The sequence below is a fragment of the Streptomyces cinnamoneus genome (genome assembly GCF_014650495.1).
Lineage (GTDB): Bacteria > Actinomycetota > Actinomycetes > Streptomycetales > Streptomycetaceae > Streptomyces > Streptomyces cinnamoneus.
In genome coordinates this window covers 19,240-41,105 of sequence record NZ_BMVB01000013.1, presented here as the reverse complement: position 1 = coordinate 41,105, position 21,866 = coordinate 19,240, and the positions used below count along the sequence as shown (strand labels likewise).

Annotated in this window: 25 protein-coding genes; 12 read left to right on the top strand and 13 right to left on the bottom strand. The window is 72.7% G+C overall.

The features are described 5' to 3' along the window. Positions 1-114 precede the first annotated feature (114 nt). The gene (locus IE182_RS19500; RefSeq protein ID WP_190111157.1) at positions 115-588 is read right to left on the bottom strand and encodes a carboxymuconolactone decarboxylase family protein; all 474 of its coding nucleotides are present in this window, start codon (positions 586-588) and stop codon (positions 115-117) included. A gap of 47 nt (positions 589-635) precedes the next feature. On the opposite strand from IE182_RS19500, the gene pdxR reads away from it, so the two are divergent. Next, positions 636-2,177: a MocR-like pyridoxine biosynthesis transcription factor PdxR gene (gene pdxR / locus IE182_RS19495; protein WP_190111156.1), complete on the top strand. Its 1,542-nt coding sequence runs from the start codon at positions 636-638 to the stop codon at positions 2,175-2,177. Between the two features lie 145 nt (positions 2,178-2,322). Here pdxR and IE182_RS19490 read toward each other — a convergent pair whose 3' ends face one another. After that, a complete protein-coding gene (locus IE182_RS19490) occupies positions 2,323-2,703 on the bottom strand; it encodes a hypothetical protein (RefSeq protein ID WP_190111155.1) in 381 nt (126 codons plus the stop codon). A gap of 276 nt (positions 2,704-2,979) precedes the next feature. Here IE182_RS19490 and IE182_RS19485 point away from each other — a divergent pair, with 276 nt between their 5' ends. Continuing rightward, the gene (locus IE182_RS19485) at positions 2,980-3,972 is read left to right on the top strand and encodes a hypothetical protein (RefSeq protein WP_190111154.1); all 993 of its coding nucleotides are present in this window, start codon (positions 2,980-2,982) and stop codon (positions 3,970-3,972) included. Positions 3,973-4,021: 49 nt separating this feature from the next. Here IE182_RS19485 and IE182_RS19480 read toward each other — a convergent pair whose 3' ends face one another. After that, positions 4,022-5,428: an MFS transporter gene (locus IE182_RS19480; protein WP_190111153.1), complete on the bottom strand. Its 1,407-nt coding sequence runs from the start codon at positions 5,426-5,428 to the stop codon at positions 4,022-4,024. A gap of 87 nt (positions 5,429-5,515) precedes the next feature. Between IE182_RS19480 and IE182_RS19475 the strand changes: the two genes are divergently transcribed. Then, positions 5,516-6,130, top strand: coding sequence for a helix-turn-helix domain-containing protein (locus IE182_RS19475; protein ID WP_229844948.1), 615 nt, complete (start codon positions 5,516-5,518; stop codon positions 6,128-6,130). A gap of 10 nt (positions 6,131-6,140) precedes the next feature. On the opposite strand, the gene IE182_RS19470 is transcribed toward IE182_RS19475, so the two are convergent. The 3 genes from IE182_RS19470 to IE182_RS19460 all read right to left on the bottom strand — a co-directional run bounded on the left by IE182_RS19470 (position 6,141) and on the right by IE182_RS19460 (position 9,493). Then, complete coding sequence (locus IE182_RS19470; protein ID WP_190111152.1) at positions 6,141-7,733, bottom strand: FG-GAP-like repeat-containing protein; 1,593 nt, start codon at positions 7,731-7,733, stop codon at positions 6,141-6,143. Between the two features lie 119 nt (positions 7,734-7,852). Continuing rightward, complete coding sequence (locus tag IE182_RS19465) at positions 7,853-8,749, bottom strand: YwqG family protein (RefSeq protein WP_190111151.1); 897 nt, start codon at positions 8,747-8,749, stop codon at positions 7,853-7,855. 66 nt (positions 8,750-8,815) lie between these two features. Beyond that, positions 8,816-9,493, bottom strand: coding sequence for a macro domain-containing protein (locus tag IE182_RS19460; RefSeq protein WP_190111150.1), 678 nt, complete (start codon positions 9,491-9,493; stop codon positions 8,816-8,818). Between the two features lie 108 nt (positions 9,494-9,601). On the opposite strand from IE182_RS19460, the gene IE182_RS19455 reads away from it, so the two are divergent. Further along, a complete protein-coding gene (locus tag IE182_RS19455) occupies positions 9,602-11,218 on the top strand; it encodes an ADP-ribosyltransferase domain-containing protein (RefSeq protein WP_190111149.1) in 1,617 nt (538 codons plus the stop codon). A 67-nt stretch (positions 11,219-11,285) separates the two neighbouring features. Here the strand turns inward: IE182_RS19455 and IE182_RS19450 are convergent, their stop codons facing one another. From IE182_RS19450 to IE182_RS19440, 3 genes are all read right to left on the bottom strand, one after another. Beyond that, entirely contained in the window at positions 11,286-11,909 is a 624-nt protein-coding gene (locus IE182_RS19450; RefSeq protein WP_229844947.1) for a GNAT family N-acetyltransferase, read from the bottom strand. 277 nt (positions 11,910-12,186) lie between these two features. Beyond that, positions 12,187-13,128 carry a hypothetical protein gene (locus IE182_RS19445; protein ID WP_190111147.1) on the bottom strand — a complete coding sequence of 314 codons (942 nt, stop codon included), beginning with the start codon at positions 13,126-13,128 and terminating at the stop codon, positions 12,187-12,189. A 175-nt stretch (positions 13,129-13,303) separates the two neighbouring features. After that, positions 13,304-13,621, bottom strand: coding sequence for a hypothetical protein (locus IE182_RS19440; RefSeq protein ID WP_190111146.1), 318 nt, complete (start codon positions 13,619-13,621; stop codon positions 13,304-13,306). A 119-nt stretch (positions 13,622-13,740) separates the two neighbouring features. On the opposite strand from IE182_RS19440, the gene IE182_RS19435 reads away from it, so the two are divergent. Both IE182_RS19435 and IE182_RS19430 read left to right on the top strand, forming a co-directional pair. Continuing rightward, positions 13,741-14,580: a helix-turn-helix domain-containing protein gene (locus tag IE182_RS19435; RefSeq protein WP_190111145.1), complete on the top strand. Its 840-nt coding sequence runs from the start codon at positions 13,741-13,743 to the stop codon at positions 14,578-14,580. Beyond that, the gene (locus IE182_RS19430) at positions 14,565-14,771 is read left to right on the top strand and encodes a DUF397 domain-containing protein (protein WP_190111144.1); all 207 of its coding nucleotides are present in this window, start codon (positions 14,565-14,567) and stop codon (positions 14,769-14,771) included. Before IE182_RS19435 ends, IE182_RS19430 begins: the two co-directional genes overlap by 16 nt. 20 nt (positions 14,772-14,791) lie before the next feature. On the opposite strand, the gene IE182_RS19425 is transcribed toward IE182_RS19430, so the two are convergent. Both IE182_RS19425 and IE182_RS19420 read right to left on the bottom strand, forming a co-directional pair. Further along, positions 14,792-15,388 (bottom strand): hypothetical protein, encoded by a 597-nt coding sequence (locus IE182_RS19425; protein WP_190111143.1) that lies wholly within the window; start codon positions 15,386-15,388, stop codon positions 14,792-14,794. A 170-nt stretch (positions 15,389-15,558) separates the two neighbouring features. Then, entirely contained in the window at positions 15,559-15,996 is a 438-nt protein-coding gene (locus IE182_RS19420) for a nuclear transport factor 2 family protein (RefSeq protein WP_190111142.1), read from the bottom strand. Between IE182_RS19420 and IE182_RS19415 the strand changes: the two genes are divergently transcribed. Together IE182_RS19415 and IE182_RS19410 are read left to right on the top strand one after the other, a co-directional pair. Continuing rightward, complete coding sequence (locus IE182_RS19415; RefSeq protein WP_190111263.1) at positions 15,995-16,234, top strand: hypothetical protein; 240 nt, start codon at positions 15,995-15,997, stop codon at positions 16,232-16,234. The two genes, IE182_RS19420 and IE182_RS19415, sit on opposite strands and share 2 nt — an antisense overlap. A gap of 38 nt (positions 16,235-16,272) precedes the next feature. Beyond that, complete coding sequence (locus IE182_RS19410) at positions 16,273-17,022, top strand: serine hydrolase (protein WP_190111141.1); 750 nt, start codon at positions 16,273-16,275, stop codon at positions 17,020-17,022. Between the two features lie 188 nt (positions 17,023-17,210). Here IE182_RS19410 and IE182_RS19405 read toward each other — a convergent pair whose 3' ends face one another. Next, positions 17,211-17,720 carry a hypothetical protein gene (locus IE182_RS19405; protein ID WP_190111140.1) on the bottom strand — a complete coding sequence of 170 codons (510 nt, stop codon included), beginning with the start codon at positions 17,718-17,720 and terminating at the stop codon, positions 17,211-17,213. Between the two features lie 128 nt (positions 17,721-17,848). On the opposite strand from IE182_RS19405, the gene IE182_RS19400 reads away from it, so the two are divergent. From IE182_RS19400 to IE182_RS19390, 3 genes are all read left to right on the top strand, one after another. Next, entirely contained in the window at positions 17,849-18,211 is a 363-nt protein-coding gene (locus IE182_RS19400; protein ID WP_190111139.1) for a hypothetical protein, read from the top strand. A gap of 9 nt (positions 18,212-18,220) precedes the next feature. After that, on the top strand, positions 18,221-19,417 hold the full coding sequence (locus IE182_RS19395) for a glutathionylspermidine synthase family protein (protein ID WP_190111138.1): 1,197 nt from the start codon (positions 18,221-18,223) through the stop codon (positions 19,415-19,417). A 152-nt stretch (positions 19,418-19,569) separates the two neighbouring features. Further along, positions 19,570-19,848, top strand: coding sequence for a hypothetical protein (locus tag IE182_RS19390; protein WP_190111137.1), 279 nt, complete (start codon positions 19,570-19,572; stop codon positions 19,846-19,848). Positions 19,849-19,928: 80 nt separating this feature from the next. Here the strand turns inward: IE182_RS19390 and IE182_RS19385 are convergent, their stop codons facing one another. Beyond that, positions 19,929-20,750: a class I SAM-dependent methyltransferase gene (locus IE182_RS19385; RefSeq protein WP_190111136.1), complete on the bottom strand. Its 822-nt coding sequence runs from the start codon at positions 20,748-20,750 to the stop codon at positions 19,929-19,931. 84 nt (positions 20,751-20,834) lie between these two features. Here IE182_RS19385 and IE182_RS19380 point away from each other — a divergent pair, with 84 nt between their 5' ends. Next, entirely contained in the window at positions 20,835-21,866 is a 1,032-nt protein-coding gene (locus IE182_RS19380; protein WP_190111135.1) for an Lrp/AsnC family transcriptional regulator, read from the top strand.

The following is a 21,866-nucleotide window of genomic DNA, read 5'->3' as shown; positions in this document are numbered from 1 at the left end:
CGGCCTGAACGGTCTGCACGGCACGGCGCCCCGCCCGGTACGAGACCGGGTGGGGCGCCGTGCCGTGGGGGGCTTTCCCGGCGGCCGTCACGACCGTCACGCCTGGTACGACCGTCACGGCTGGTACGAGCCGGGCTGCAGCCGGGTGGTCACTCCGATCCGGTTCCAGGCGTTGATCGTGATGATCATCGCGAGCAGCTGGGCCAGTTCCTGCTCCGGGAAGTGCCGGGCGGCCCGCTCGTACACCTCGTCCGGTACGAAGCCGTCGGTGAGGACGGTGACGGCCTCGGTGAGCGCGATGGCCGCCTGCTCCTTCTCCGTGTAGAAGCCGCCCGCCTCCTCCCACGCGGCGAGGAGGTGGATGCGCTCCTCGGTCTCGCCCGCCTTGCGGGCGTCCTTGACGTGCATGTCGAGGCAGAACGCACAGTGGTTGAGCTGCGAGGCGCGGATCTTGACGAGCTCGATGACCGTCGGGTCCAGGCCCTGACGGGCCGCCTTCTCCAGGGCGAACATCGCCTTCGAGACCTCGGGGGCGAGCTTGTGGAAATGCATGCGGGGGCCGTGCCGGCCAGTGGTTTCGGTTGCCATGACGTCGACACTACGGTCGGGGTAGCCCAGCAGTATGGTCCATTTCCATGGAGAGAACGTGGGCCATTGACGATGCGGCCGCCCTGGCGGCGATCCCCGAGGACGCCGGCGCCCCGGCGCCCGCGGACACCGACGCGGCGGCCGACGTGCCCGCCGTCCTCGGCGCGGACCTGCACCTGGACCTCGCCGGCGGGGCCGGCGCCCGCGGCGTGCGGGCCGCACTCACCCGGTCCCTGCGCGAGGCCGTACGGTCCGGCCGGCTGGCCCCCGGCACCCGGCTGCCCGCCTCGCGGTCCCTCGCCGCCGACCTGGGGCTGGCCCGCAACACCGTCGCCGACGCCTACGGCGAACTCGTCGCCGAGGGCTGGCTCACCGCCCGTCAGGGCTCCGGCACGCGCGTCGCCCGGCGCACCGCCCCCGCCCCGCGGCAGCCCGCCGCCCGCCGCGCCGCGCTGCCCCCGACACCCGTCCGCCCGCTGCACGACCTGCGCCCCGGCGCCGCCGACGTGTCCGTCTTCCCCCGCACCGCCTGGCTGACCGCCGTCCGCCGCGCCCTGGCCGCCGCCCCGCACGAAGCCTTCGGCTACGGCGACGGCCGCGGCCGCCCCGAGCTGCGCACGGCCCTCGCCGGCTACCTCGCACGGGCCCGCGGCGTCCGCGCCGACCCCGAACGGATCGTGGTGTGCGCCGGCTTCACCCAGGGCCTGGCCCTGCTGGGCCGGGCGCTGCGCCGCCGGGGCGTGCGCGAGATGGGCGTGGAGTCGCACGGGCTCTGGGTGCACCACGGCATCGTGGCGGACACCGGCCTGCGGCCGCGCCCCATGACGCTGGACCACAGCGGCGCCGTCGTCGCCGAGCTGGACGCCTGGCGGGACGTGGGGGCCGCGCTGCTCACCCCCGCCCACCAGTTCCCCACCGGCGTCGCCCTGCACCCCGACCGCCGCGCCGCCGTCGTCGCCTGGGCCGCGCGGACCGGCGGGGTCGTCGTCGAGGACGACTACGACGGCGAGTTCCGCTACGACCGCCAGCCCGTGGGCGCCCTGCAGGGCCTGGCGCCCGAGCACGTCGTCTACTGCGGCACCGCGAGCAAGGCCCTCGCCCCCGGGGTGCGCCTGGCCTGGCTGGTGCTTCCGGACCATCTGCTCGGTGACGTGCTGGAGCTCAAGCGCCCGGGGGAGTACGGCCTGAGCGCGCTCGACCAGCTCGCCCTCGCCGAGTTCATCGAGACCGGGGCCTACGACCGGCACGTGCGCTCCATGCGCCTGCGCTACCGCCGCCGCCGCGACCAGCTCGTCTCGGCCCTGGCCGAGCACGCCCCGCACGTACGCGTCACCGGGATCGCCGCCGGCCTGCACGCCGTGCTGGAGCTGCCGCAGGGGACGGAGCGCACCACCGTGCAGGCGGCCGCCTGGCAGAGCCTGGCCCTGGAGGGGCTGGGCCGCTTCCGCCACCCGGCGGCACCGGCCGGGGCCCCGGCCCCGGGCACGTCGACCGGCGACGGCCTCCTCGTCGCCTACGGCACGCCGCCGGAGCACGCCTTCTCCGGCGCGCTGGAGGCGCTGCTGAGCGTGCTGCCGCCCGCCGAATGACGACGGAACCGGTGGTCCGGGCCGGCGCCGGTCCCCCGGCCCGGATCCGTTCCGGCCGCGGTCCGTTCCGGCCGCGGTCCGTTCCGCACGCCGGCCCGTTCCGCACGCCGGCCCGTTCCGCACGCCGGCCCGTTCCGCACGCCGGTCAGTTCCGGACGCGCTGGACCATCTGGCAGGGCACGCACCACCACAGTCGCCCGTTGGCGTCCACGTCGCTGCCCCCGCACACCGGGCACTGCGGCCCGGCGATCAGCGCGGGCCCGAACCTCTGGGACCGCCCCGCCTGCCGGGCCAGGTCCCGGTACTCGGCGGCGTAGCACGCCAGGCACAGCCAGGTCCGCGCGCCGGCCAGCTTGATGGGGCGCACGTCGCACTTGGGACAGGCGGCCTGCCCGACCGGCACCCGTTCCGGCGGCAGGTCGGCGCCGTAGCTCTCCGAGGGGAAGAGGCTCATGCCGGCACCGTGCCCGTGCCGCCGCAGCCGCTGCAGGACGTCGTCGTCCTGCTCCCGTCGGGTACCTCCCACGCCGTCCGTCCCGTGCCACCGCAGTCGTCGCACCGCTTTTCGGGCGGCAGTCCGTCGCCGCTGGTCATGGCTGCTCCCCTGGCATCTATGGCGCGTGTCGGGCGTGGGCCCCAGCGTCCCACGCGCGGATGCCGTTCGCCGGGCTTTCCCGCAAGCCCCCGCCGCGCGGCCCCGTCCCCCCGGCGGACCGCCCGGCCCGTGGTTCCGCCGCACGGCGGAGGCGGACGGTCCCTGCGCGGGACGTGGGGCCGGTGGTGCCGGAGCGAGGCTGGCGGCATGCGATGGACGAACGTGAAGGCGACGTGGCCCGAGTGGGCGGTACGCGCGGCGGCGGTGTGGTCCGCGGCCTACGCGGCAGGGGCGGTGATCGCCGCCCTGTGCCCGGGGCTCGCCTTCGGCTACGGGGCCGGCGGCACATGGCGCGGCACCGCGGCCGAGTGGACCCTGGCCGGCACGTACACGGTGGCGGCGGCCCTCGGGTACGTCATGCTGCGGCGGCCGGGGCTGCGGTGGGCGCCTGCGGCGGCCTGGGGGGTGGCCGGCCTCGCCGTCCTGTCCGGGTTCGGGTTCCTGTTCAGCCCGGCCCTGGTGCTGAAACTGCTCTCCCGCCACCAGCCGCCCGTCGACTGGGCGGCCTGGGCCAACCAGGGCGTCGTCACCGCCGGCGCCCTGCTGTGGGCCTGTGCCGCGCTCGCCCACCGGCGGCACGTCCTCGGCACCTGCGCGCACTGCGGTGGGCGCGGCCGCCGCAGCGCGGTGCACCTGAGGACCCGCGCCGGATGGGCGGCGGTGGCCGCACTCGTTCCCTACACGGCGCTCAAGACCGCGTGGGCGCTGGGCCTGCGCACCGGCTACACGGGCGAGAACGAACGGCCGGGCATGGACGAGTACTACGCCGGGGACGCGCTGATCTGGCTCTACGACCACGGCGTCGACATCACCGCCGTCCTGGGCGGCATCGGCATGCTGCTCGCCCTCGCCCTGACCCTGCCCTGGGGACGCCGCCTGCCGCGCCTGCCGCTGCTGGCCCTCGGCTGGACGGGCGCGGGCGCACTCGCGCCGTTCGGCGTCTTCCTCCTCGTGTACGGCACGCTCCTGTGGGCGGGCGTGATCGACGGGGGCTTCGAAGGCCACGCCCGCTGGGTGGTGGCCCTCGCCTACGGCGGCTTCTCCGCCTACGGGCTGGCCCTCGGCCGCGCCACCCGCACCTACCAGCTGGCCACGCGGCGGCCGTGCGGCCACTGTGTCCCGCCGGGCCACCCGGCGTGATCCCCTCCGGATGCCGGGCCGCCGCGGGCCCGGCGGGCGCGGCGGTGCGTCAGTTCGGCCGGGGGGCCGGTGCGGTCGCAGGGCGGGAGGCCCGCGCCACGACGAGGAGGAACAGCCCGCAGGCCGTCACGAGCAGCCATCCGGGGTGGGAGGCCCGGGCGATGTCGCCGGGGGCGGCGCCGGAGACCAGCCCTCCGGCGGCGGCGATGCCGACCGCCGATCCGACCTGGCGTGCGGTGGAGGTGATCGCCCCGGCCACGCCGGCACGGGACGGCGGCAGACCGCTGACGGCGGTGTTGGTGATCGGTGCGTTGGCGAAGCCGAACCCGATGCCGATGAGCAGGTAGGCCAGCAGGAGCAGCAGGACGTTCGTGTCCGGGCCGAGGCCGACCATGCACAGTCCGCCGGCGGCGGTGAAGGCGCCCGCGAGGATCAGCGGGCGTCGTGGGCCCAGGCGTGCGGTGAGGTTGCCGGACCAGGGCGCGCACAGGGTGGCTCCGAGGGCCATGGGCAGGGTGGCCATGCCGGTGGCGAGGGGTGTCCAGCCGCGGGAGTGCTGGAGGTAGAGCGTGTTGAGCAGGAGCGTTGCGTTCAGGGCGACGAACACGGCCACGGCGCCCAGTGCCGCCGTGGCGAAGGGCGGTCGCCGGAAGAGGGCGAGGTCCATCAGGGGTTCGCTCTGGCGGCCCTCGACCCGGACGAACCCGGCCGCCGCCACCGCGATCACCGCGTAGCCGGCCACCCCCAGGGGCGACGTCCAGCCGATGCGGGGCCCTTCGATGAGGACGGCCACCGAGACGCACAGGGCCAGCGTGAGGAGCGCCTGGCCGGGCAGGTCGAGCCGGCGGGCGCGCCGGCCGCGGGACTCCGGCACGAACACGGCGACGAGGACGAGCGCGGCCACGATGACCGGTGCGTTGATCCAGAACACCGACCGCCAGCCGAACGCCGCGATGAGCGCCCCGCCGGTGACCGGTCCCGCCGCCATGCTGAGCCCGAAGACCGACGCCCACACGCCGATCGCCCGGGCCCGTTCGCGCGGGTCGGGCATCGCGTTCACCACGATCGCCAGGGCCACGGGGCTCAGCATCGAGGCCCCGACCCCCTGGAGGGCCCGTGCCGCGACGAGGAGGCCGAACGACGGGGCGACCGCACACGCGAGTGACGCGACGCCGAAGACGATCAGCCCGCACTGGAACACCCGACGCCGGCCGAAGCGGTCCGCGAGCGCGCCGGAGACGATGAGGAGGCTGGCCAGGACCACGGTGTAGGCGTCCACGACCCATTCCAGGCTGCGGGTGCCCACGCCCAGGCCGTGCCCGATCACGGGCAGGCCCACGTTGACGATGGTGGTGTCCAGGCCCACCAGGAACATGCTCAGCGCACAGACGGCCAGCACCGTCCAGCGCCGGCGGGCGCTCAATGCGGGCTGAGCCGCCAAGGATGTCGTGGTCACGGGCCTGCCTTCTGCCGGGGGGATCGTCGCCGCCCATGCTCGGACCGGGTGGCGACGCCGGCACAGCGCCTTTGCGAAGACGGCAAAATGGAACCCATGAACCCCACGAACCCCATGCCCCCCATGGATGCCGGCCTCGTGGAGATCCTGGACAGCATCGGGCCGCGGCTGCGAGCGCTGCGGCGCGCCCGCGGGCTCACGCTGGAGGCGCTCGCGGAGGACACCGGGATCTCCGTGAGCACGCTGTCGCGCCTGGAGTCGGGCAAACGGCGCCCGACGCTCGAACTGCTCATCCCGCTCGCGCGAGCGCACCGCGTCGCCCTGGACCAGCTGGTGGCCGCTCCCGCCACCGGCGACCCCCGCGTCCATCTCAAGCCCCACAGCAAGGAGCGCGGCAACATCCTCGTGCCGCTGACGCAGTACCCGGGCCGGGTCCAGGTCTTCAAGCAGGTGCTCTCGTACCGTGAACCGAAGCTCGTTACCCACGCCGGCTACGAGTGGCTCTACGTGCTCGCCGGCGAACTCCGCCTCATCCTGGGGGAACGGGACTTCACCCTCCGGCCGGGCGAGGTCGCCGAGTTCGACACCAGCGAACCGCACTGGTTCGGCCCCGCCGGCACGGCCGCCGTGGAGATCCTCCACCTGTTCGGCCCCCACGGCGACCAGGCCGTCGTCCGCACCGGCCCGACGGCCACGTCGTGACCCGCAACCGCTAGATGCGGACCCGGCTGCCGGGGCTGCCGAGGGGACCGGTCGCCAGCAGGACGCCCGCACTCCAGTCGTCACGGCCGTCGGGGCTCCTGTTGAGCCAGGCGCGGACCGAGCCGTCCTCGTCGACGACGAGGTAGTCGGCGCGGCCGTCGCCGTTGACGTCGGAGAGCCGGACGGTGTCGCCGGGCGCGCCGACGCCGGCGGCGACGGTGCCGCGGGACGCCCATGCGCCGTTGCCGTCACCGGGGTTGAGCCAGGCGCGGACGGAGCCGTTGTCGTCCACGGCGAGGTAGTCGGCGCGGCCGTCGCCGTTGAGATCGGCGAAGCGGACCCGGTCGCCGCTCGCCCCCGCCCCGGCGCCGGCGGCGAGGGTGCCCCGGCCGTCCCAGCCGCCGTGCCCGTCACCGCCCTTGTTGATCCAGGCACGGACGGAGCCGTCGTCGTCGACCACCAGGTAGTCGGCCTTGCCGTCGCCGTCGAGGTCGGCGAAGCGCACCTTGTCGCGGGGCGCCCCCACGCCGGTGGCGACGGTGCCGCGGCTTTCCCAGCCTCCCTGCCCGTCACCGCCCTTGTTGAGCCAGGCGCGGACGGAGCCGTTGTCGTCGACGGCGAGGTAGTCGGCCTTGCGGTCGCCGTCGAGGTCGGCGAAGCGCACCCCGTCGCCGGGCGCCCCCACGCCCGTCGCGACGGTGCCGCGGCCGGCCCAGTTGCCGTTGCCCTTGTTGAGCCAGCCCTGCACGGAACCGTCGGTCTCGACGGCCAGGTAGTCCGCCTTGCCGTCGCCGTCGACGTCGACCCGGTGGTCGCCCGGCACCGTGCGGTGCGGGGCGGGCCGGACGTCCACGCGTTCACGGATCCAGCCGTCCGTGGCCGCCCGGGCGACGCCCCCGGCGAAGGCGTCGGCCATCTTGCGGTAGCCCGCGTCGTTGGGGTGCAGCCAGTCGGCCAGGTCCTTGGTGGTGAGCGCCCCCATGTCGACGTAGCCGACCTTGAAGCCCTTGCTGCGCCGCTCCTCGACGAGCCGGGGGAGCGCGGCGTTGAACGTCTTCATCCGCTCCCGCGTCCCCTCGGCCGTGGACGTGCTCAGCGAGGAGACCAGCACGGTCGTCTGGGGCGCGGCGGCCGTGATCTGGTCGACGAGGTGGCCGAGCCGGGCGGGCGCGGACTCCGTCTCGTACTGGTAGTTCACGTCGTTGGCGCCGATGTGCAGCAGCACCACGTTGGGCCTGGCCGTCGCCAGCCAGCGCTCGACGGCGGTGGACAGCTGGTCGATGCGCCAGCCCCGGTGCCCTTCGTGCTGCATCTGCTGCTCCCGCTGGGAGCCCACGTACTCGAAGGTGCCGGCGTGCGCGGACAGCTGCCCGCGCAGCTCGGCGCGGTAGCCGTTGCCGCCGGAGCTGCCGACGCCCGCGGTGATGGAGTCGCCGAGCGGCATCACCGTCAGCCGTGGCACCTTCCAGTCGCCCGCCGCCTGCGCGGGCTGCGGGGCGGCGAGCCCGGTGCCTGCGGCCAGCAGGCCCGCCGCGAGCGCGACGACCAGCGAGCGCAGGCCCGGACGGGCAGGTTTCCTGCGTGAAAAGGATCTGGGATTCACGTCGTGTCTCTGTGTCAGGGCCGCCCGCCGGGCGGCCTGGCCGAGCCGTGCGACATTTGGTGTCACACGACTTGACCATTGTCACAAGCGACGCACCGTCACCTTTGGTGTCAGAGTGCTCAGCAGCACTGCATCGTGAACATGGCGCGGTCGAAGCGGTGTTCGGCCAGGTCCTCCGGGCGTATGAGCCAGTAGAGGGTGCCGCAGTCGCCCCACATCATGTCGGCGTCGCCGTCCGTGTCGATCTGCGCGAGCAGCGTCCAGCCCTTCGCGTCCTCGGCGACGCGCGGGTCGTCCCAGCGCGTCCCCTTGCCGAGGAGGCCGTGGGCGATCTCGTACTCCACCGAGTTCTGCACGGGGTTGGGGTGGCCGCCGATGTGGTGGTCGGTGCCGCTTTGGAGGTCGTACAGCGCGTCGAGGAACGCCTCGGCCTCCTCCGGGCGGGCCTGCGGGTCCTTCACCACGCCGGCCGGTGACAGGGCCACCATGGTGTCCGGGTGCCAGACGTCGGGCGCGGTCAGCTCCACCCGTACGGTCAGCGGCACCTCGGTGTACGCCTCGAACTCGACGTCCTCGTCGTCGATGACGGGCAGGGGGCGCTCGGTGACCGCAGCCCCGGCGGGGATGTGGACGACGCGGGTCCCGGCCCACGTCGCGGGGTCGTCGACGCATACGAACGCCTCGCAGTCGTCGATCTGGCCGTCAAAGGAGAAGAATGCCAGCGTGCCGTCGGCGGGCAGCGGTATGTCCAGCGCCCCGGCCGGCAGCGCCCCGCAGTCGACGGACGCGATGAACGACAGCGGCCCGTGGCCCTCCCACACCGGCCACTCCATGCCCTCCGGCAGCGCCGGCAGCCCGCCGAGCCTGCCGACCACCACGTCCTCCGGCCGCGGCTCCGGCACCGGTACCAGCCGGGCGGCCGGCCGCAGCAGGGCGATCCACCGCTCGGCGACGTCGGCGGGGAGGTGCCGGCGGGCGAGGTCGATCAGGGGCGATGCGAGGGCGCTCTGTGTCATGCCGATGATGATGCACGGCACCACTGACAATCGGCCTCGCGCCGGCCCCGCCCCGGACGGCCTCCGTCAGCGGCGGGAGGCGGAGCGCGTGGGCGGCGCTATGCGCACCCGCTCCTCGGCGGGGGCGTTCTCGATGTCGTCGAGTTGCGCAAGGATCGTGCTGCGCAGCTCGTCGTAGTCCGCGAAGCGGTAGTCGTTGAACAACGTGTAGCCCGTCCACATCAGGTTGGCGCACACCCGCGCCGGAACCCGGCCGGTCTGGGCTCCCATGCCGACCAGCGCCACCGACGCGATGCTGCCGGGCGCCTTCTCGTTCTGCTGGTGGACGGCCTGGAACGCGGCGGCGCACGCCAGGGCCACGTTCAGGGTCTCGCTGACGTTCTGTGCGGACCCTTCCATCGTCGGCGTCGAGATCAGGAACTTCGGGTTCGTCGCCCCCGACGGAACGCACACCGCGCTTCCCACCGGCAGCCGTCCCGCGAACCGGTCGCGGATCGCCCGCTGCACGCGCAGCTGGATGCCCGCCCCGAGGTGCCGCTTGACGACGGCGTCGACCCCGCCGTTCATCAGACCCCGTGCGTTGGTCGGGCTCACCCAGGCGTCGACGGTCTCGTCGAGGATCGAGCCCTTGCGGATCTCGATCCCGGGGGTGTCGGCGAACGCCGCCCGCCACGCCTCCACCACGTTGGCGTTGATGTCGGTCAGCACCACCTTCAGCGGCGTCTGTTCGCGGTTCACAGCCATAGTGCACTCCCCCTCGGGAACGGTCCTTCCAGTGATCAGGAAGCTACAGCGCCCCACTGACAACCGGTCGGGACCTCGTTGTCGTACCCCGTTGCTAGCCTCCCGGCCATGATCGATACCAACGCCACCGCCCAGCCCGACGCGAACGACCCGCTGGCCCTCGCCGAACTGTTCAAGGGCGGCGGCGAACCGTGGCTTCCGCTGCTGAAGCCGGTCATCGAGGCGCAGCCGGGCGCGGCCGCGTTCATCGGCCCGGGCCGTGGGACGGAGGTCGTCCCGGCCCGCGAACTGACGTTCCAGGCGCTCAAGCCCAATCCGCCGCACAAGTGGAAGGTCGTCGTCTTCGGTCAGAACCCGTACCCGCGGCCGGAGAGCGCCACGGGCATCGCCATGTTCGACAACACCTTCCACGACTGGAAGGACAGTCAGTTCGGCAGGGTCGTCAGCATCCGCTGCATCATCAAGGCGGCGGCGATGTGGAAGTACGGCATCCCCAAGAAGACGCCGATCGCCGACATCCGTGCGCTGCTGAAGGAGCAGGACACCGTCCAGCCGCCGGAGTGGTTCCAGGCGATGCTCACGCAGGGCGTGCTGCTGTTGAACACGGCGCTCACCGCCAGTAGCGACGCGGCGAGGGGATCCGACCGGCACACCGTGTTCTGGCGTCCGGTCGCCGAGCGGATCGTCGAAGAGATACTCAAGGCCAAGCAGAACGCCGACGAGGAGGACCGCGGCGTCGTCTTCGCGTGGTGGGGGGCTCACGCGCGCAGCCTGAAGAAGATCGTCCTCCAGCTCCAGGAGAAGTACCCCGACGTCGAGGTCCGGCACATCGACCACCCGAACCCCGCGGCACAGGGCGACATCTTCTGCGAGGGCGACCACTTCAAGGTGGTGAACGACGCCCTCGCGTCGCTGGGCGCCGAAGGGATCGACTGGCTGCCGAGCAAGGGGTGGAACAAGGCCGCGGCGGAGGCCGGCGGGACGGACGGCGGCGTCGCCGAGCGCATGGGCGCGTTCATCGCGTCCACCATGGAGCTGCACCAGCTGTATCTGGAGCGGCTCGCCAGCGTCAAGGACGAGGGCCTCGAACTCCCCGCCATCACCGGCGTGTTCGACACCGCACTCATGGACTTCCGCGACGCCGTCGGCCCGGTCGCCAAGCTGCTGTCCGGCCTCGACCGGCACGTCGACCGGTCGCACGACTTCGCCAAGAGGCGGGCGGACGAAACGGCCGGCGGCCTGTCCGCCGACGCGATCGCCGCCCTCTACCTCTACACCTGCGAGTCCGCGTTCTACCGCGAGATCAACGCCATCCTGCGCTCCCCGGACCGGAGCAGGCTCGTCCCGTACCTCCCGTACCTGCGGCTGCTGTTCTCGGCGGTGTCGCAGCTCCCCGCCCGCACGGAGTCGCTGTGGCGCGGTGTGTCGCTGGACCTGCGGGCGCAGTACCCGGTGGGCCGGACCGTGACGTGGTGGGGCGTGTCGTCGTGCACGCCCAAGCTCAGCGTGGCCCGCGCCTTCCTCGGCAGCCGCGGCAAGCGGACGCTCTTCGAGGTGCGCCCCGCCCGGGCCGTGGGCATCAGCGATTTCTCCGCCTTCACCAACGAGGACGAATTCATCCTCCTGCCGGGCACGCAGCTCAAGGTGACGGACGTGAAGGCGGAACGCGGCGGCTTGTGCACGGTGACGCTGACCGAGTCGGAGGAGCAGCCCCTCGTGTCCTGAGCACGCGCCGCAGTCGACTTGGCGTTATCTCGCCTGTCCGAACGCTCCTCGCATGCCGCCGCACCCGTCAGGGCCGGTAGACGCACTCCGCCAGGGTCGCGTGCTTCTTCCAGCCCAGCGTCTCGTACAGCGCACGCCCGGCATCGGTCGCGCCGAGAACGCCCAGGGTCGCACCCTGTTCCAGCGCCCGGTCGGCGAGCGCGCGCATCACGAAGTCGCCCAGCCCGCGCCGCCGGTGCGCCTCCTCGGTCACCACGCGGTCCACGACCGTGGCCTCCCCGAGGACCGCCATCTGACCCTGGGCGGCCTGCTCGCCCGCCGCATCCAGCACCCGGACGCGCACGACGGCGCCGACGGCCTCCACGGCCGCGGTGTAGCCCTCGGGCGCGACCGGGTCCGTGGCCACCAAATCGACCGCCATCAGATGCCCGGTGTCCTCCCAGGCCATCACCCACCCCTCCGGCAGCCAGGGCTCGATCTCCTCCGGCTCGGCGGGCATCTTCATCCAGGTCCGCGGGACGGTCACCGAGGCGGCGGCACTGCGGACCAACGACTCGTCGGCCTCCGGCAGGACGTGGCGTCCCACTTCGAGAGGGTTGTCGGCCACGTCGATGTAGAAACCCCACGGCTTGTCTACCGGCGAGGGTGCCTGCCGTGACACAGCCCAGCCCGTCGCCCAGGTCCCGATCATGTCCGCGATCATCAAACCCTCCCGATGCAGTGGCCGTATCCACGGCCGTGTAAGAGACGGCAATCAGGAGCGCACGTTACATGTTGGTACTTCCACCGACTGTCCCGATCAAGCCAGTTCGGGTCCTCAGGGCTTCGAGGTGCCCGCGCCGGGACGGATGGCGAACGAGTAGGTGTTCGTCTGGGCGGCGAACCCCACGTGGTCGGACGTACCGATGAAGGCTTCCGCGCTGAGCGCGAGCCGCTCCGCGGGCGGGACGGTGGCGGCGACATCGCCTTCACGCCTGGAGCCGGGATCGGGGGCGGCCGAGCCGGTCGCGGGGGCCGCCGTTCGGGTCGCCGCTCAGCGCCTCGCGGATCGCGGCCATGCCGCGTCTGGTGGCCTCGACGGCACCGGAGACGTCCTGCGCGGTGGCTGCGGCCTCCGCGGCCTCCGCGGCCTGCAGACGGCAGTCGCGGCAGCGGCTCTCGTCCGCGACCGGCCGGATCATCCGCCCGCAGCCGCCCGCGCAGGCCCGTAGCGGGGGAGGAGTCGGGGCGGGCTCGGGCAGCGGGTCCGGCATCTTGCGGACGAGACGGTCACGGGTGATGCCCGCGGGGGAGCGGACGGCGTCCGGGAGTCCCGAGGTCAGCGCGTCGTGCAGATCGGTGAGGGTGGCCCCCCGCTCGAACCACTGCCCCGCGATCGGGGCCAGCGCAAGGATGTCCCGCCCCGAGAGGCGGAGCCTGCGCTCACGGTGCGACACCGCCGCGAGGGCGGCGGCGCCACGCTCGGCGAGCGGGTGGGGAGGGTGGGGAGTGTGCTCCCCGTTCTTTTCCTGGGAACGGCCGACCGCCCGGGGCGTCGGCTCACCGACGGCCGGAGGGGCGGCCGTCGGCGGAACACTCGTGCTGCTGCTGTTCCGCACCGCCAGGGCCTCCGCCTCCGTCAGCGGAACGTTCGACACGAGCTGCGTCGTGGACCACCGGCCCCGCGGCCCCGAGCGCCGCCACTCGTGCACGTAGCCCTCCGCCTTCAGCTCGCTCTTGGCCCGGGTGAACGCCGTCTTCTTGATCCCGGCCCGTCCGGCGGACACGGAGAGCGGCTCGTCGGCGCCGGGCGGGAGCGAAAGCTGCCAGATCAGAAGGCATTTGGCGTCGGAGGACAGGCGGGGGTGGCGGATGATGTCGTTCGAGATCTGGGTGAAGAAGCGCGTGGGCGCGATAACATGCCGGAACATTCCGAGGGGTTCCTGCTTACTCCTTGCGGGTGCAGACCCCCGACCGGTGTTGGTAGCACCGCCGGGGGTCGCTTCGTATGCGGCACGAAGCAACCCGATGCGCCGCAACGTATGCGACGGGGGCGGCTGGACGAGGGCGTTCCGCCGCTCCAACACCCGTACGGTGACGAATGGATCAGGTGTGCGCCATCCGCTGGTGAATGCCCATGACGGTGGCCATCTCCGCGGCCTCGTCGCGGTTGCCGTCGCGCAGGGCCCGGGCCCTGTTCCGCTTGATGGTCTGGCACTCCTCGCAGCGCGGCCTGCCGCCGGTGTAGGCGGACAGGGCGGCGGTCAGCAGCTGGGCCTCGTAGCCGCTGAGGGGGTCGTGGATGGCGAGGAACACCTGGCCGTCGACGGGCACTTGGGGCACGACCTGGATCGTGCAGCCGTGCGCCTTGAAGGCGTCGGCGAGCTCGCGTGCGGTGCGGGCGGCGGCGTGGTGGAGGTTCATGGTCGGGTACCTCGGTCGTGGTCTGTTGCTCCGGTTCCGGTTCTCAGCATCGGGCTGTGGAGCTACGCTCACCAGGGGTAACGGTTTTCGACGCTTCAAGATGAAAACAGGTGGCGACGGTGCCAGCACCCAAGGAACTCGACCCGTCCAGTTCACTGCCCGCGCTGTACGGGGCGAAGCTGCGCAAGCTGCGCGTACGGGCAGGTTGGACCCAACGCCAGTTGGGCGACAAGATTCCCATCGCCCATAGTCGTATCGCTCAATTCGAGCTGGGCAAGGAGACGCCATCGCGTTGCGTCTCCGACCAAATGGACAGCCTCCTGGGCGCGGACGGTGACCTGTCCGACCTGTGGGATCACCTCAACCGATTCCCGCCCACGGACGCATACCGCAAGTACAGGGAGTACGAGACGAAGGCCGCCGCCATGCATAAGTATCAGGCGCACACGGTGCCAGGATTGCTGCAGACCGAGGCTTATGCTCGCGAGGTAATGCGCCAGGCGCTGCCGTGGTGCACTGCGGAGGAAATCGACGAGAAGGTGGCGACGCGACTCGCCCGGAAGAGCGTCCTCACGAAGGACGTCCCACCTCTGCTGTGGGCTGTGCTGGACGAGGCGGTGATCCGGCGCCCGGTCGGTGGCCCGTCCGTCATGCGTGACCAGTTGGCACGTCTACTGGAGGCTGCGGAGGCCCCCAACGTCGAGATGCAGGTGCTGCCCTTCGCGGTCGGGGGGCATGCAGGCATGGGCGGCTCGGTGACCGTTCTGTCCTTCGCCAACGCTCCAGACGTGGTCTATCTGGAGGGCGGCACCTTGACCGAGATGGTGAAAGATCGTCGATCGGTGGCGCGTCATTCCCATCGATACGATCGCGTGCACGCCATGGCGCTACCTCCGCAGGCGTCTGTCCGATGGATCGAAAAGGCAATGGAGGAGTTCGGCACATGCGAGCCGACCTGAGCGCCGCGGTCTGGCGCAAGTCGACGTACAGCGATGGTCAGGAAGACTGCCTAGAGGTCGCCGACAACATACCCACCGGCCTCATCCCCGTCCGCGACAGCAAGAACCCCGCAGGCCCCGCCCTCCTCATCGAGGCCGGGGCCTGGTCCGCGTTCGTGGCCTCCCTCAAGGCGGCGGCGCCGCGGGGCTGACCACTGAGGCCCGGCGAAGGCTACGCGCCGCATGCCCCTGCCGCCGCGACCCGTCGGCGCCTCGCGTACGCGATGGTCAGCACGGCCAGCAGCGGCCCCCACAGGATCAGCGGCGCGTAGCAGACGTAGAACCAGGCGGCCTGCCACCCGCCGGTTTCGCTCGGGAAGTCGGCGGGGAGGTCGTCGCCCCGGATCGTCGTGCCCAGCACATGGGTGACGAGGGTCAGGGCCGTCCACAGGAGCGTCAGCGCGGCGGCCCCGATGCCGGCCGGGACGAGTGCCGCCAACGGCGGGACCCGGCGGCCGCGCAGCACCGGGACCCAGCGCGGGAAGACCTCGCCCCACCGGGCGATCAGCCCGAACGCCGTGAACGCGACCGCTTCGGAGAGGACCGACAGGAACACGACGTACAGCCGCTCGCCGAACCCGATGCCGCGGTCGAACGCCGCCGGGAGCCGCCAGATGCTGGACGGCAGGACGGACAACGGCACGGCCCACGCGACGCGGTGCATACGCCGGGACACCCCGGCCACGGGATCGTGGGCCGCACGCCAGGCGGCGCGGAACCGCCCGGTGCGGGCGGCAGTGGGTGATCCGGTGTGCGGGAGCGGCTGCATGCGCGGTCCTCGGCTCGGTGGGCCCGGCCGGCCCGTTCCCTACCGAAGATCGCAGCCGACCGGCCGCCGGGGATCGCCCGGCGGCCCGAACCGGCTCCGCCGGGCGGCGGAGGACGGATACGACCGGAGAGCGACCGGAGAGCGACCGGCCCCAGCCCGGATGCCCCGGCCTACTGAGGCGCGCAGGCGTCGGCGACGGCGGCGGTGTCCCAGTAGAACGGGTGGACCTCGACGATCCGGCCGTCCTCCACCCTGATCGTCTGCAGGATGGGGAAGGCGAGCTCCCGGCCCGTGGCACGCGCGCGTGCCCGGACCCGGGTGAGGACCACCGCGGTCTCGCCGGTGGCCAGGAACTCCTGCTCCTCCATGTCGAACGATTCCCAGGCCGCGCTCATCGCGAGGAAGAACTGCTCCATTCCTGCGTGCCCGCGCCATGTGCCGCCATAGGGCAGGGCGTCGGCCTGGTGCAGCACGACATCGGGCGAGAAGTAGGGGGCCAGCAGATCGAACGAAGCCTCACCCGGGCCTCCTGCGGCCAGGTACTCCGCCTCGGCCGTGTACATGCGGGTGAGGACGGCTACGGCGTCCGTCGTCAGTGGATCGTTCATGCCGCCAAGCATGGTCGGCCCCACCGGGGCGCGCTGGCGGCGATCGGACGTCGAGCTGGGGCCCGCGACCGCCACTTTCCCCCGATGGCGGCTCCGCCGTGCGGCTGAGCCCGCCGGCCGGGCGTCATCCTCCCGTACCGGCCAGGTCGGGCGCCTCTACCAGCCGCTGGTCCTGTGGGGTCCTCTGCTCGCCGCCGTCACCGTCTCGTACTACCGGCGCCGTACGTCCTCCGTGTGAGGCAGCCACGTGAGGCGGCACGGCCCTACAGTCGGAGCATGCTTTCCGTGGTCGTGGCGCCCTGGGGGCGCGCTCCCGTGCTCGAACGGAACGAGGACGTGCCGCACGACGCGGCGAGCACCATGAAGGTGGCGGTGCTGGCCGCGCTCCACCGCAGCGGCGCCGACCTGGACGTGCGGGTGCCGGTCGTCAACGCCTTCACGTCCGTGACCGGCGACGCCACCTACGCCAACGTGCGCGAGGACGACAGCGACCCGGGGCCGTGGGAGCTGCTGGGCGGCACCGCGTCGTTGCGCTGGCTCGCCGGGCGGATGGTCACGCACTCGTCCAACCTGGCCACCAACCTCTGCCTGGCCGAGGTGGGGCACGAGGCCGTGGCCGAGGTGTGGCGCCGGGCGGGTGCGACCGGCAGTGCGAGCCCGCGGGGGATCGAGGACGTTCCCGGCCGCGCGGCCGGCTTCCACAACAGGGTGACCGCCGGTGACCTGGTCAGGCTGCTGGAGTCGCTGGAGCCGGAGGTGCTCGGCCTGCTGGAGGACAACGTCCACCGCGTGGACCTGGCGGCGGGGCTGCCGCCGGGCACCCGGCTGGCGAGCAAGAACGGCTGGTTCCCCGGCGTGCGGCACAGCGCCGCCGTGATCCACCCGCCCGACGCGGGGCCCTACGCGATGGCCGTCTGCTACAGCGGGCCGCTCGCCAACGGCCACGACGTCGACGACCCCGCGGCGAGGCTGCTGGCGCGGCTCTCGGCGGCGGTCTGGAAGGAGCGGCACCGCCTCGCGTGCTGAGCGCACCACGCGCTCATGCGCCGAGCGGCCGCGGGCCGCCACCAGCGGCGGCCTGGAGCCGCGCACGGTCACGCCCCGGTCCGGCCCGGTCCGCAGCCCCGGACCGCTACCGCGCCCCGGTCCGCAGCCCCGGTCCGGCCGGTACCGCACCCCGTGTCAGTACGGCCGTGTCAGTACCGCCCCCCGTCTCAGTACCGCACCGCCGAGCCGACCTCCGCCCGGATGTCGCTGCCGGACAGCTTGCGGTTGCCGGTGGCGGTCGCCTCGCCGTCCGCCTTCGCCCCGACGTTCGTGACCGTCACCACCGTCACGTCCACGAGGTTGCCGTCCTTGTCCTTGAACTGGACGAGCACGGCGAACGACTTGGCCGAGTCGGCCGTGTTGTGCGCCGTCACCTTCACGGTCGCCCGCCCGTCCCCGCCGATCGTCGGCGTGCCGAGCTTGACCTCGTCCTTGGCGGCGACGCCGTTCTTCACCTCGTTGAGCTTCTGCTGCGCCTCCGCGGTGGCCGACGCGAGCGCCTCCGCCCCCTGAGAGGCCAGGGAGGCGACCGCGGACGACGCCGCTGACGCGACCTTGCTGCCATGGCTGCCGGACGGTTCCCCGTCGTCGGAACATCCGGCCGCGCCGGCCACCACGACCGCCGTGAGCGCCACGCCCACCGTGCCCCTCACCCAGCCGCTTGCCTGAGCCCTCATGTCGCCTCCACCGGGATCGACGGCCTGTGCCGTCTCCCAGTGAAGGGCCTGCCCGCCGGGACCGCACGCCGGACCGGGGATTAGGGTGTACGCACTTTCGAACGTTGAACGCTACGGGGGCGTCAAAGATGGAAAAGAAAACGCGACGACGTTTGCGGTCCAGCACCGTCATATTGGGCGGAATGGGTGTACTCGCCGCCGCCCTGACCTCCTGCGGTTCCGAGCCCGACAAACGCTGCGTGGACCGCAACAGCTATGAGGCGGGAAAGGGCTACAAAGTCCTCGATTCCAAGGCGTGCAAGAAGAGCAGCAGCAGTAGCAGTGGCAGCAGCGGCACCGGCTCCGGCGGGACATCCGGAACCTGGTACTACAACTCAGGTAATTCCGGCACGCGTGCCGACAACGGCACGTTCAACAAAAGCCAGGCCGTTTCGCGGGGCGGTTTCGGCTGCTCGTCGTCCAAGAGCCACTCCGGTTCGAGCGGCGGCTGATCTCCCGAAATGCAGCGTCATCGCATCACCCCCCGTCCCGGCTGGCAGGCCACCGTCGAGGAGCAGGGCCTGATCTATCCGCTGGCCCGCCACCCCGACGGTTCGCTGCGGCCGTACTGGGACGAGAGCGCGTACTACTCCTTCTCGCTGTCCGAGGTCGAGGCGCTGGAGGAGGTGGTCGAGGAGCTGCACGCCATGTGCCTGGCCGCGGCCGCGCACATCGTGGAGCACGACCGCTTCGCGGACCTCGGCATCACCGACCCGCGTCTCGCCGCACTGATCGCCGAGTCCTGGCGGCGCCGGGCGGAACTCCCCTCGCTCTACGGACGCTTCGACCTGCGCTACGACGGCCGCGGCGGCCCGGCCACGATGCTGGAGTACAACGCCGACACGCCGACGTCCCTGGTCGAGGCCGCCGGACCGCAGTGGTTCTGGATGGAGGAACGCTTCGCGGACGTGCCGCACGCCGACCAGTGGAACTCGCTCCACGAACGGCTCGTCGACGCATGGCGCCGCCAGGCCGCCCTGCTGCCGCCCGGCGCACCCGTGCACTTCGCGCACTCGGCCGGGGACGAGCTCGGCGAGGACCTGATGACGGTCGCCTACCTGCGCGAGACGGCGGAGCAGGCGGGCATCGCGACGGACGCCATCTCGATGGAGGACATCGGCTGGGACGCGCTCTCCGGTCGCTTCGTCGACAAGAGACTCCGCTTCGTCCGCGCCTGCTTCAAGCTCTACCCGTGGGAGTGGCTGGCGGAGGACGACTTCGGCCCGCACGTCCTGGACACGCTCGACAACGGCGGCGGGACGGGGTCCACGCTGTGGATCGAGCCCGCCTGGAAGATGCTGCTGTCGAACAAGGCGCTGCTCGCGATCCTCTGGGAGCTCTACCCCGGCCACCCGAACCTGCTGCCCGCCTACCTCGACGGGCCGCGGGAGCTGGCCCGCACGCGCGGCTACGCCGCCAAGCCGCTCTTCGGCCGGGAGGGCGCGGGCGTCACCCTCCACCCCGCCGGGGACGCGCCCGTCGTGCGGGACGAGCCCTGCTGCTACCAGGAGCTCGCCCCGCTGCCGGAGTTCGACGGCAACCACGTCGTGCTCGGCGCCTGGGTGGTCGAGGGCGAGCCCGCCGGGCTGGGCATCCGCGAGTCGGCGGGGCTGATCACGGACGAGTACGCCCGCTTCGTCCCGCATGTGATCATGTAAACAAGCCATCATGGCCTGAAAGTGACGCATCCCACGGGGACTTGGCGGCCGGGTTTCACGGTCTCTGCCCGCCTTGCCCGTCCTCGGTGATCACGTTCTCCACTACGCTCCGTGCCGCCGGATACGTTGTGTAACCGATTGAGGAGAGACACATGCGTCGACGCATTTCCGCCCTGGCCCTGACTGCCGCGCTGGCCGGGGGAGTTGTGTTCACGGCTCTGCCCGCCTCCACGGCCTCCGCCGCCACCGCGACCTGCAAGCCCGCCGAGATGCGCCAGAACATCGCCAACCTGCGGGCCAAGGCCAAGCGGATGAAGCACGAGGGCGAGCCCGAGGCGGCCCGCCGCGCCAACGCCCAGGCGGACGCCATCCAGAAGCGCCTCAACCAGTGCCTCAAGACGGAGAACGAGTCCTCCAAGCGCTGGTCGTAACCCCCCCCAGCACCATGACCGCCCGCCCCGGACGCGTACGGGGCGGGCGGCTCGCGTTCCGGGCGGACCGCCCCTCCCCGCTACGGCTGGCGCCTCGCCGACACCAGCCAGCCCGACAGCGCCTCCCCGCCCGGCATCGGCCGGCCCAGCGCCGCCCCCACCTCGGCGAACGACCTCACCTCGGTCTCCCAGCCGAAGCCCTCCAGCAGCTCCTGCGGCGCATCGGTCCCGTAGCGCCAGTGCGCACCCCACTCCGCCATCAGGTCCAGCACCGGCCGGGCCTCGGGGGCGGAGAGCAGCGCCCCGGACACGAAGTCGGTCAGCAGGCGGCTGCCCGGCGCGGACAGGGCCGAGAGGCGGTCGAAGAGGGCGTGCACGCCGGACTCCGGCAAGTACTGGTTGAGCCCTTCGACCAGCCAGCACGTCGGATCGTCCGCCCGGAACCCCGCAGCGGCCAGGGCGTCGCCCCAGTCGTCCGCTGCCAGGTCGACGCCCACCGGCACGCGGTGGCACGTCGGCTCACTGTCCGCCAACAGGCTTTCCTTCAACAGACGTTCCTTGCGCGCCAGAAGCTCCGGCCGGTCCAGTTCGTAGACCGTCACGTCGTCCGGCAGCCCCAGCCGGTACGCGCGCGTGTCCATCCCCGCCGCTACGATCACGAGGCGGTGGGGACCCCCGTACCCCACCGCATCCCTGACGGCGTCGTCGAAGAAGCGCGTCCGCACCGCGATGGCCGGGATGTCGCCGGCCGTCGCGAGCAGGGACGCGCCGGTCTCTCCCGCCAGCGTCGCGGCCGACGGGTCGTGGAAGAGGGCGTCCGCCCTGGCCGATTCCCTCGCCCGCTGGGCCGCCGTGATCAGGGCCGTACCGGCGACGGGGTCGAGTTGTGTTCCGTTCGTCATGCCGACGACCTTCGCCGCACCGGACGCCCTCTGTCCCCAACCACCCTCCTTCTGAAGGAATCCGACGTCGAGTAGCGTCGTCCGATGGATTCCGTCATATCCGACCTCGACGTCCTCGACCGGCAGTTGGCGCACGCCCTGCAGATCGACGGACGCGCCCCCTTCAGCCGGATCGCCGCCGCCGTCGGCTCCTCCGACCGCACGGTCGCCCGCCGTTACCACCGCCTGCGGTCGGCCGGCGCCCTGCGGGTCGTGGGACTGCCGGAGGCCCGCAGCCTCGGCTACGTCGACTGGTGCGTACGCATCCAGTGCACTCCCGACGCATCCGTCGCGATCGCCACGGCGCTCGCCGAACGGGACGACACCTCGTGGGTCGGGCTCGCCTCCGGCGGCACCGAGATCACCTGCATCACCCGCGCCCGGGCGGGCTCCGCCCACGGGAGCATGCTCCTGTCCAAGCTGCCCAGGACCCCGCGGATCACCGCGGTGACCGCCCACTGCATGCTGCGCGCGGTCGCCGGAACGGCCGGCTGGCCGGGCCGCACCGCCGCGCTCGACGAGCAGCAGATCGCACAGCTGTCACGGCCGCCGGCCGCGCCGCACTCCCGGGACGTGGTGCTGACCGCCGCCGACCACCGCCTCTTCGCCGTCCTCGCCACGGACGGCCGCGCCGCCGTCCGTGACCTGACCGCCGCCACCGGCTGGTCGGAGTCCACCGTCCGGCGCCGGATCGACGAACTCCACGCCGCCGGCGTGCTGTACTTCGACGTCGACATCGAGCCCCGGCTCTACGGGTTCACCCACGAGGCCGTGCTGTGGCTGACCGTCGCCCCCGCCGAACTCGGCGCCGTCGCCGAGGCCCTCGCCGGGCACTCCGAGGTCGCCTTCGCCGCGGCCGTGACCGGGCCGAGCAACATGATGGTGTGCGTCGTCGCCCGGGACGCCGACGCGCTGTACGACTACCTGGCCACCCAAATCGGCGCGCTGCCCGGGGTGCGGGCTGCCGAGACGATGCCCGTGACCCGGCACATCAAGCGCGCAGGCCGGCTGCTGGTGCCGCCCGCCACGGCCGACGGCCGCCCCCGGGGGTCCAGGACCCCCGGGGGCGGCCGCTGA

Bases quoted from the DNA above. Each gene is read 5' to 3' on its own strand.
- IE182_RS19450 (WP_229844947.1), bottom strand. From the start codon at position 11,909: ATGATCGGGACCTGGGCGACGGGCTGGGCTGTGTCACGGCAGGCACCC.
- IE182_RS19460 (WP_190111150.1), bottom strand. From the start codon at position 9,493: ATGGCTGTGAACCGCGAACAGACGCCGCTGAAGGTGGTGCTGACCGAC.
- IE182_RS19500 (WP_190111157.1), bottom strand. From the start codon at position 588: ATGGCAACCGAAACCACTGGCCGGCACGGCCCCCGCATGCATTTCCAC.
- IE182_RS19405 (WP_190111140.1), bottom strand. From the start codon at position 17,720: ATGAGGGCTCAGGCAAGCGGCTGGGTGAGGGGCACGGTGGGCGTGGCG.
- IE182_RS19465 (WP_190111151.1), bottom strand. From the start codon at position 8,749: ATGACACAGAGCGCCCTCGCATCGCCCCTGATCGACCTCGCCCGCCGG.
- IE182_RS19425 (WP_190111143.1), bottom strand. From the start codon at position 15,388: ATGCAGCCGCTCCCGCACACCGGATCACCCACTGCCGCCCGCACCGGG.
- IE182_RS19390 (WP_190111137.1), top strand. From the start codon at position 19,570: ATGCGTCGACGCATTTCCGCCCTGGCCCTGACTGCCGCGCTGGCCGGG.
- IE182_RS19395 (WP_190111138.1), top strand. From the start codon at position 18,221: ATGCAGCGTCATCGCATCACCCCCCGTCCCGGCTGGCAGGCCACCGTC.
- IE182_RS19415 (WP_190111263.1), top strand. From the start codon at position 15,995: ATGCCGCCAAGCATGGTCGGCCCCACCGGGGCGCGCTGGCGGCGATCG.
- IE182_RS19430 (WP_190111144.1), top strand. From the start codon at position 14,565: ATGCGAGCCGACCTGAGCGCCGCGGTCTGGCGCAAGTCGACGTACAGC.
- IE182_RS19440 (WP_190111146.1), bottom strand. From the start codon at position 13,621: ATGAACCTCCACCACGCCGCCGCCCGCACCGCACGCGAGCTCGCCGAC.
- IE182_RS19455 (WP_190111149.1), top strand. From the start codon at position 9,602: ATGATCGATACCAACGCCACCGCCCAGCCCGACGCGAACGACCCGCTG.
- IE182_RS19400 (WP_190111139.1), top strand. From the start codon at position 17,849: ATGGAAAAGAAAACGCGACGACGTTTGCGGTCCAGCACCGTCATATTG.
- IE182_RS19475 (WP_229844948.1), top strand. From the start codon at position 5,516: ATGGAACCCATGAACCCCACGAACCCCATGCCCCCCATGGATGCCGGC.
- IE182_RS19485 (WP_190111154.1), top strand. From the start codon at position 2,980: ATGCGATGGACGAACGTGAAGGCGACGTGGCCCGAGTGGGCGGTACGC.
- IE182_RS19420 (WP_190111142.1), bottom strand. From the start codon at position 15,996: ATGAACGATCCACTGACGACGGACGCCGTAGCCGTCCTCACCCGCATG.
- IE182_RS19410 (WP_190111141.1), top strand. From the start codon at position 16,273: ATGCTTTCCGTGGTCGTGGCGCCCTGGGGGCGCGCTCCCGTGCTCGAA.
- IE182_RS19445 (WP_190111147.1), bottom strand. From the start codon at position 13,128: ATGTTCCGGCATGTTATCGCGCCCACGCGCTTCTTCACCCAGATCTCG.
- IE182_RS19385 (WP_190111136.1), bottom strand. From the start codon at position 20,750: ATGACGAACGGAACACAACTCGACCCCGTCGCCGGTACGGCCCTGATC.
- IE182_RS19380 (WP_190111135.1), top strand. From the start codon at position 20,835: ATGGATTCCGTCATATCCGACCTCGACGTCCTCGACCGGCAGTTGGCG.
- pdxR (WP_190111156.1), top strand. From the start codon at position 636: ATGGAGAGAACGTGGGCCATTGACGATGCGGCCGCCCTGGCGGCGATC.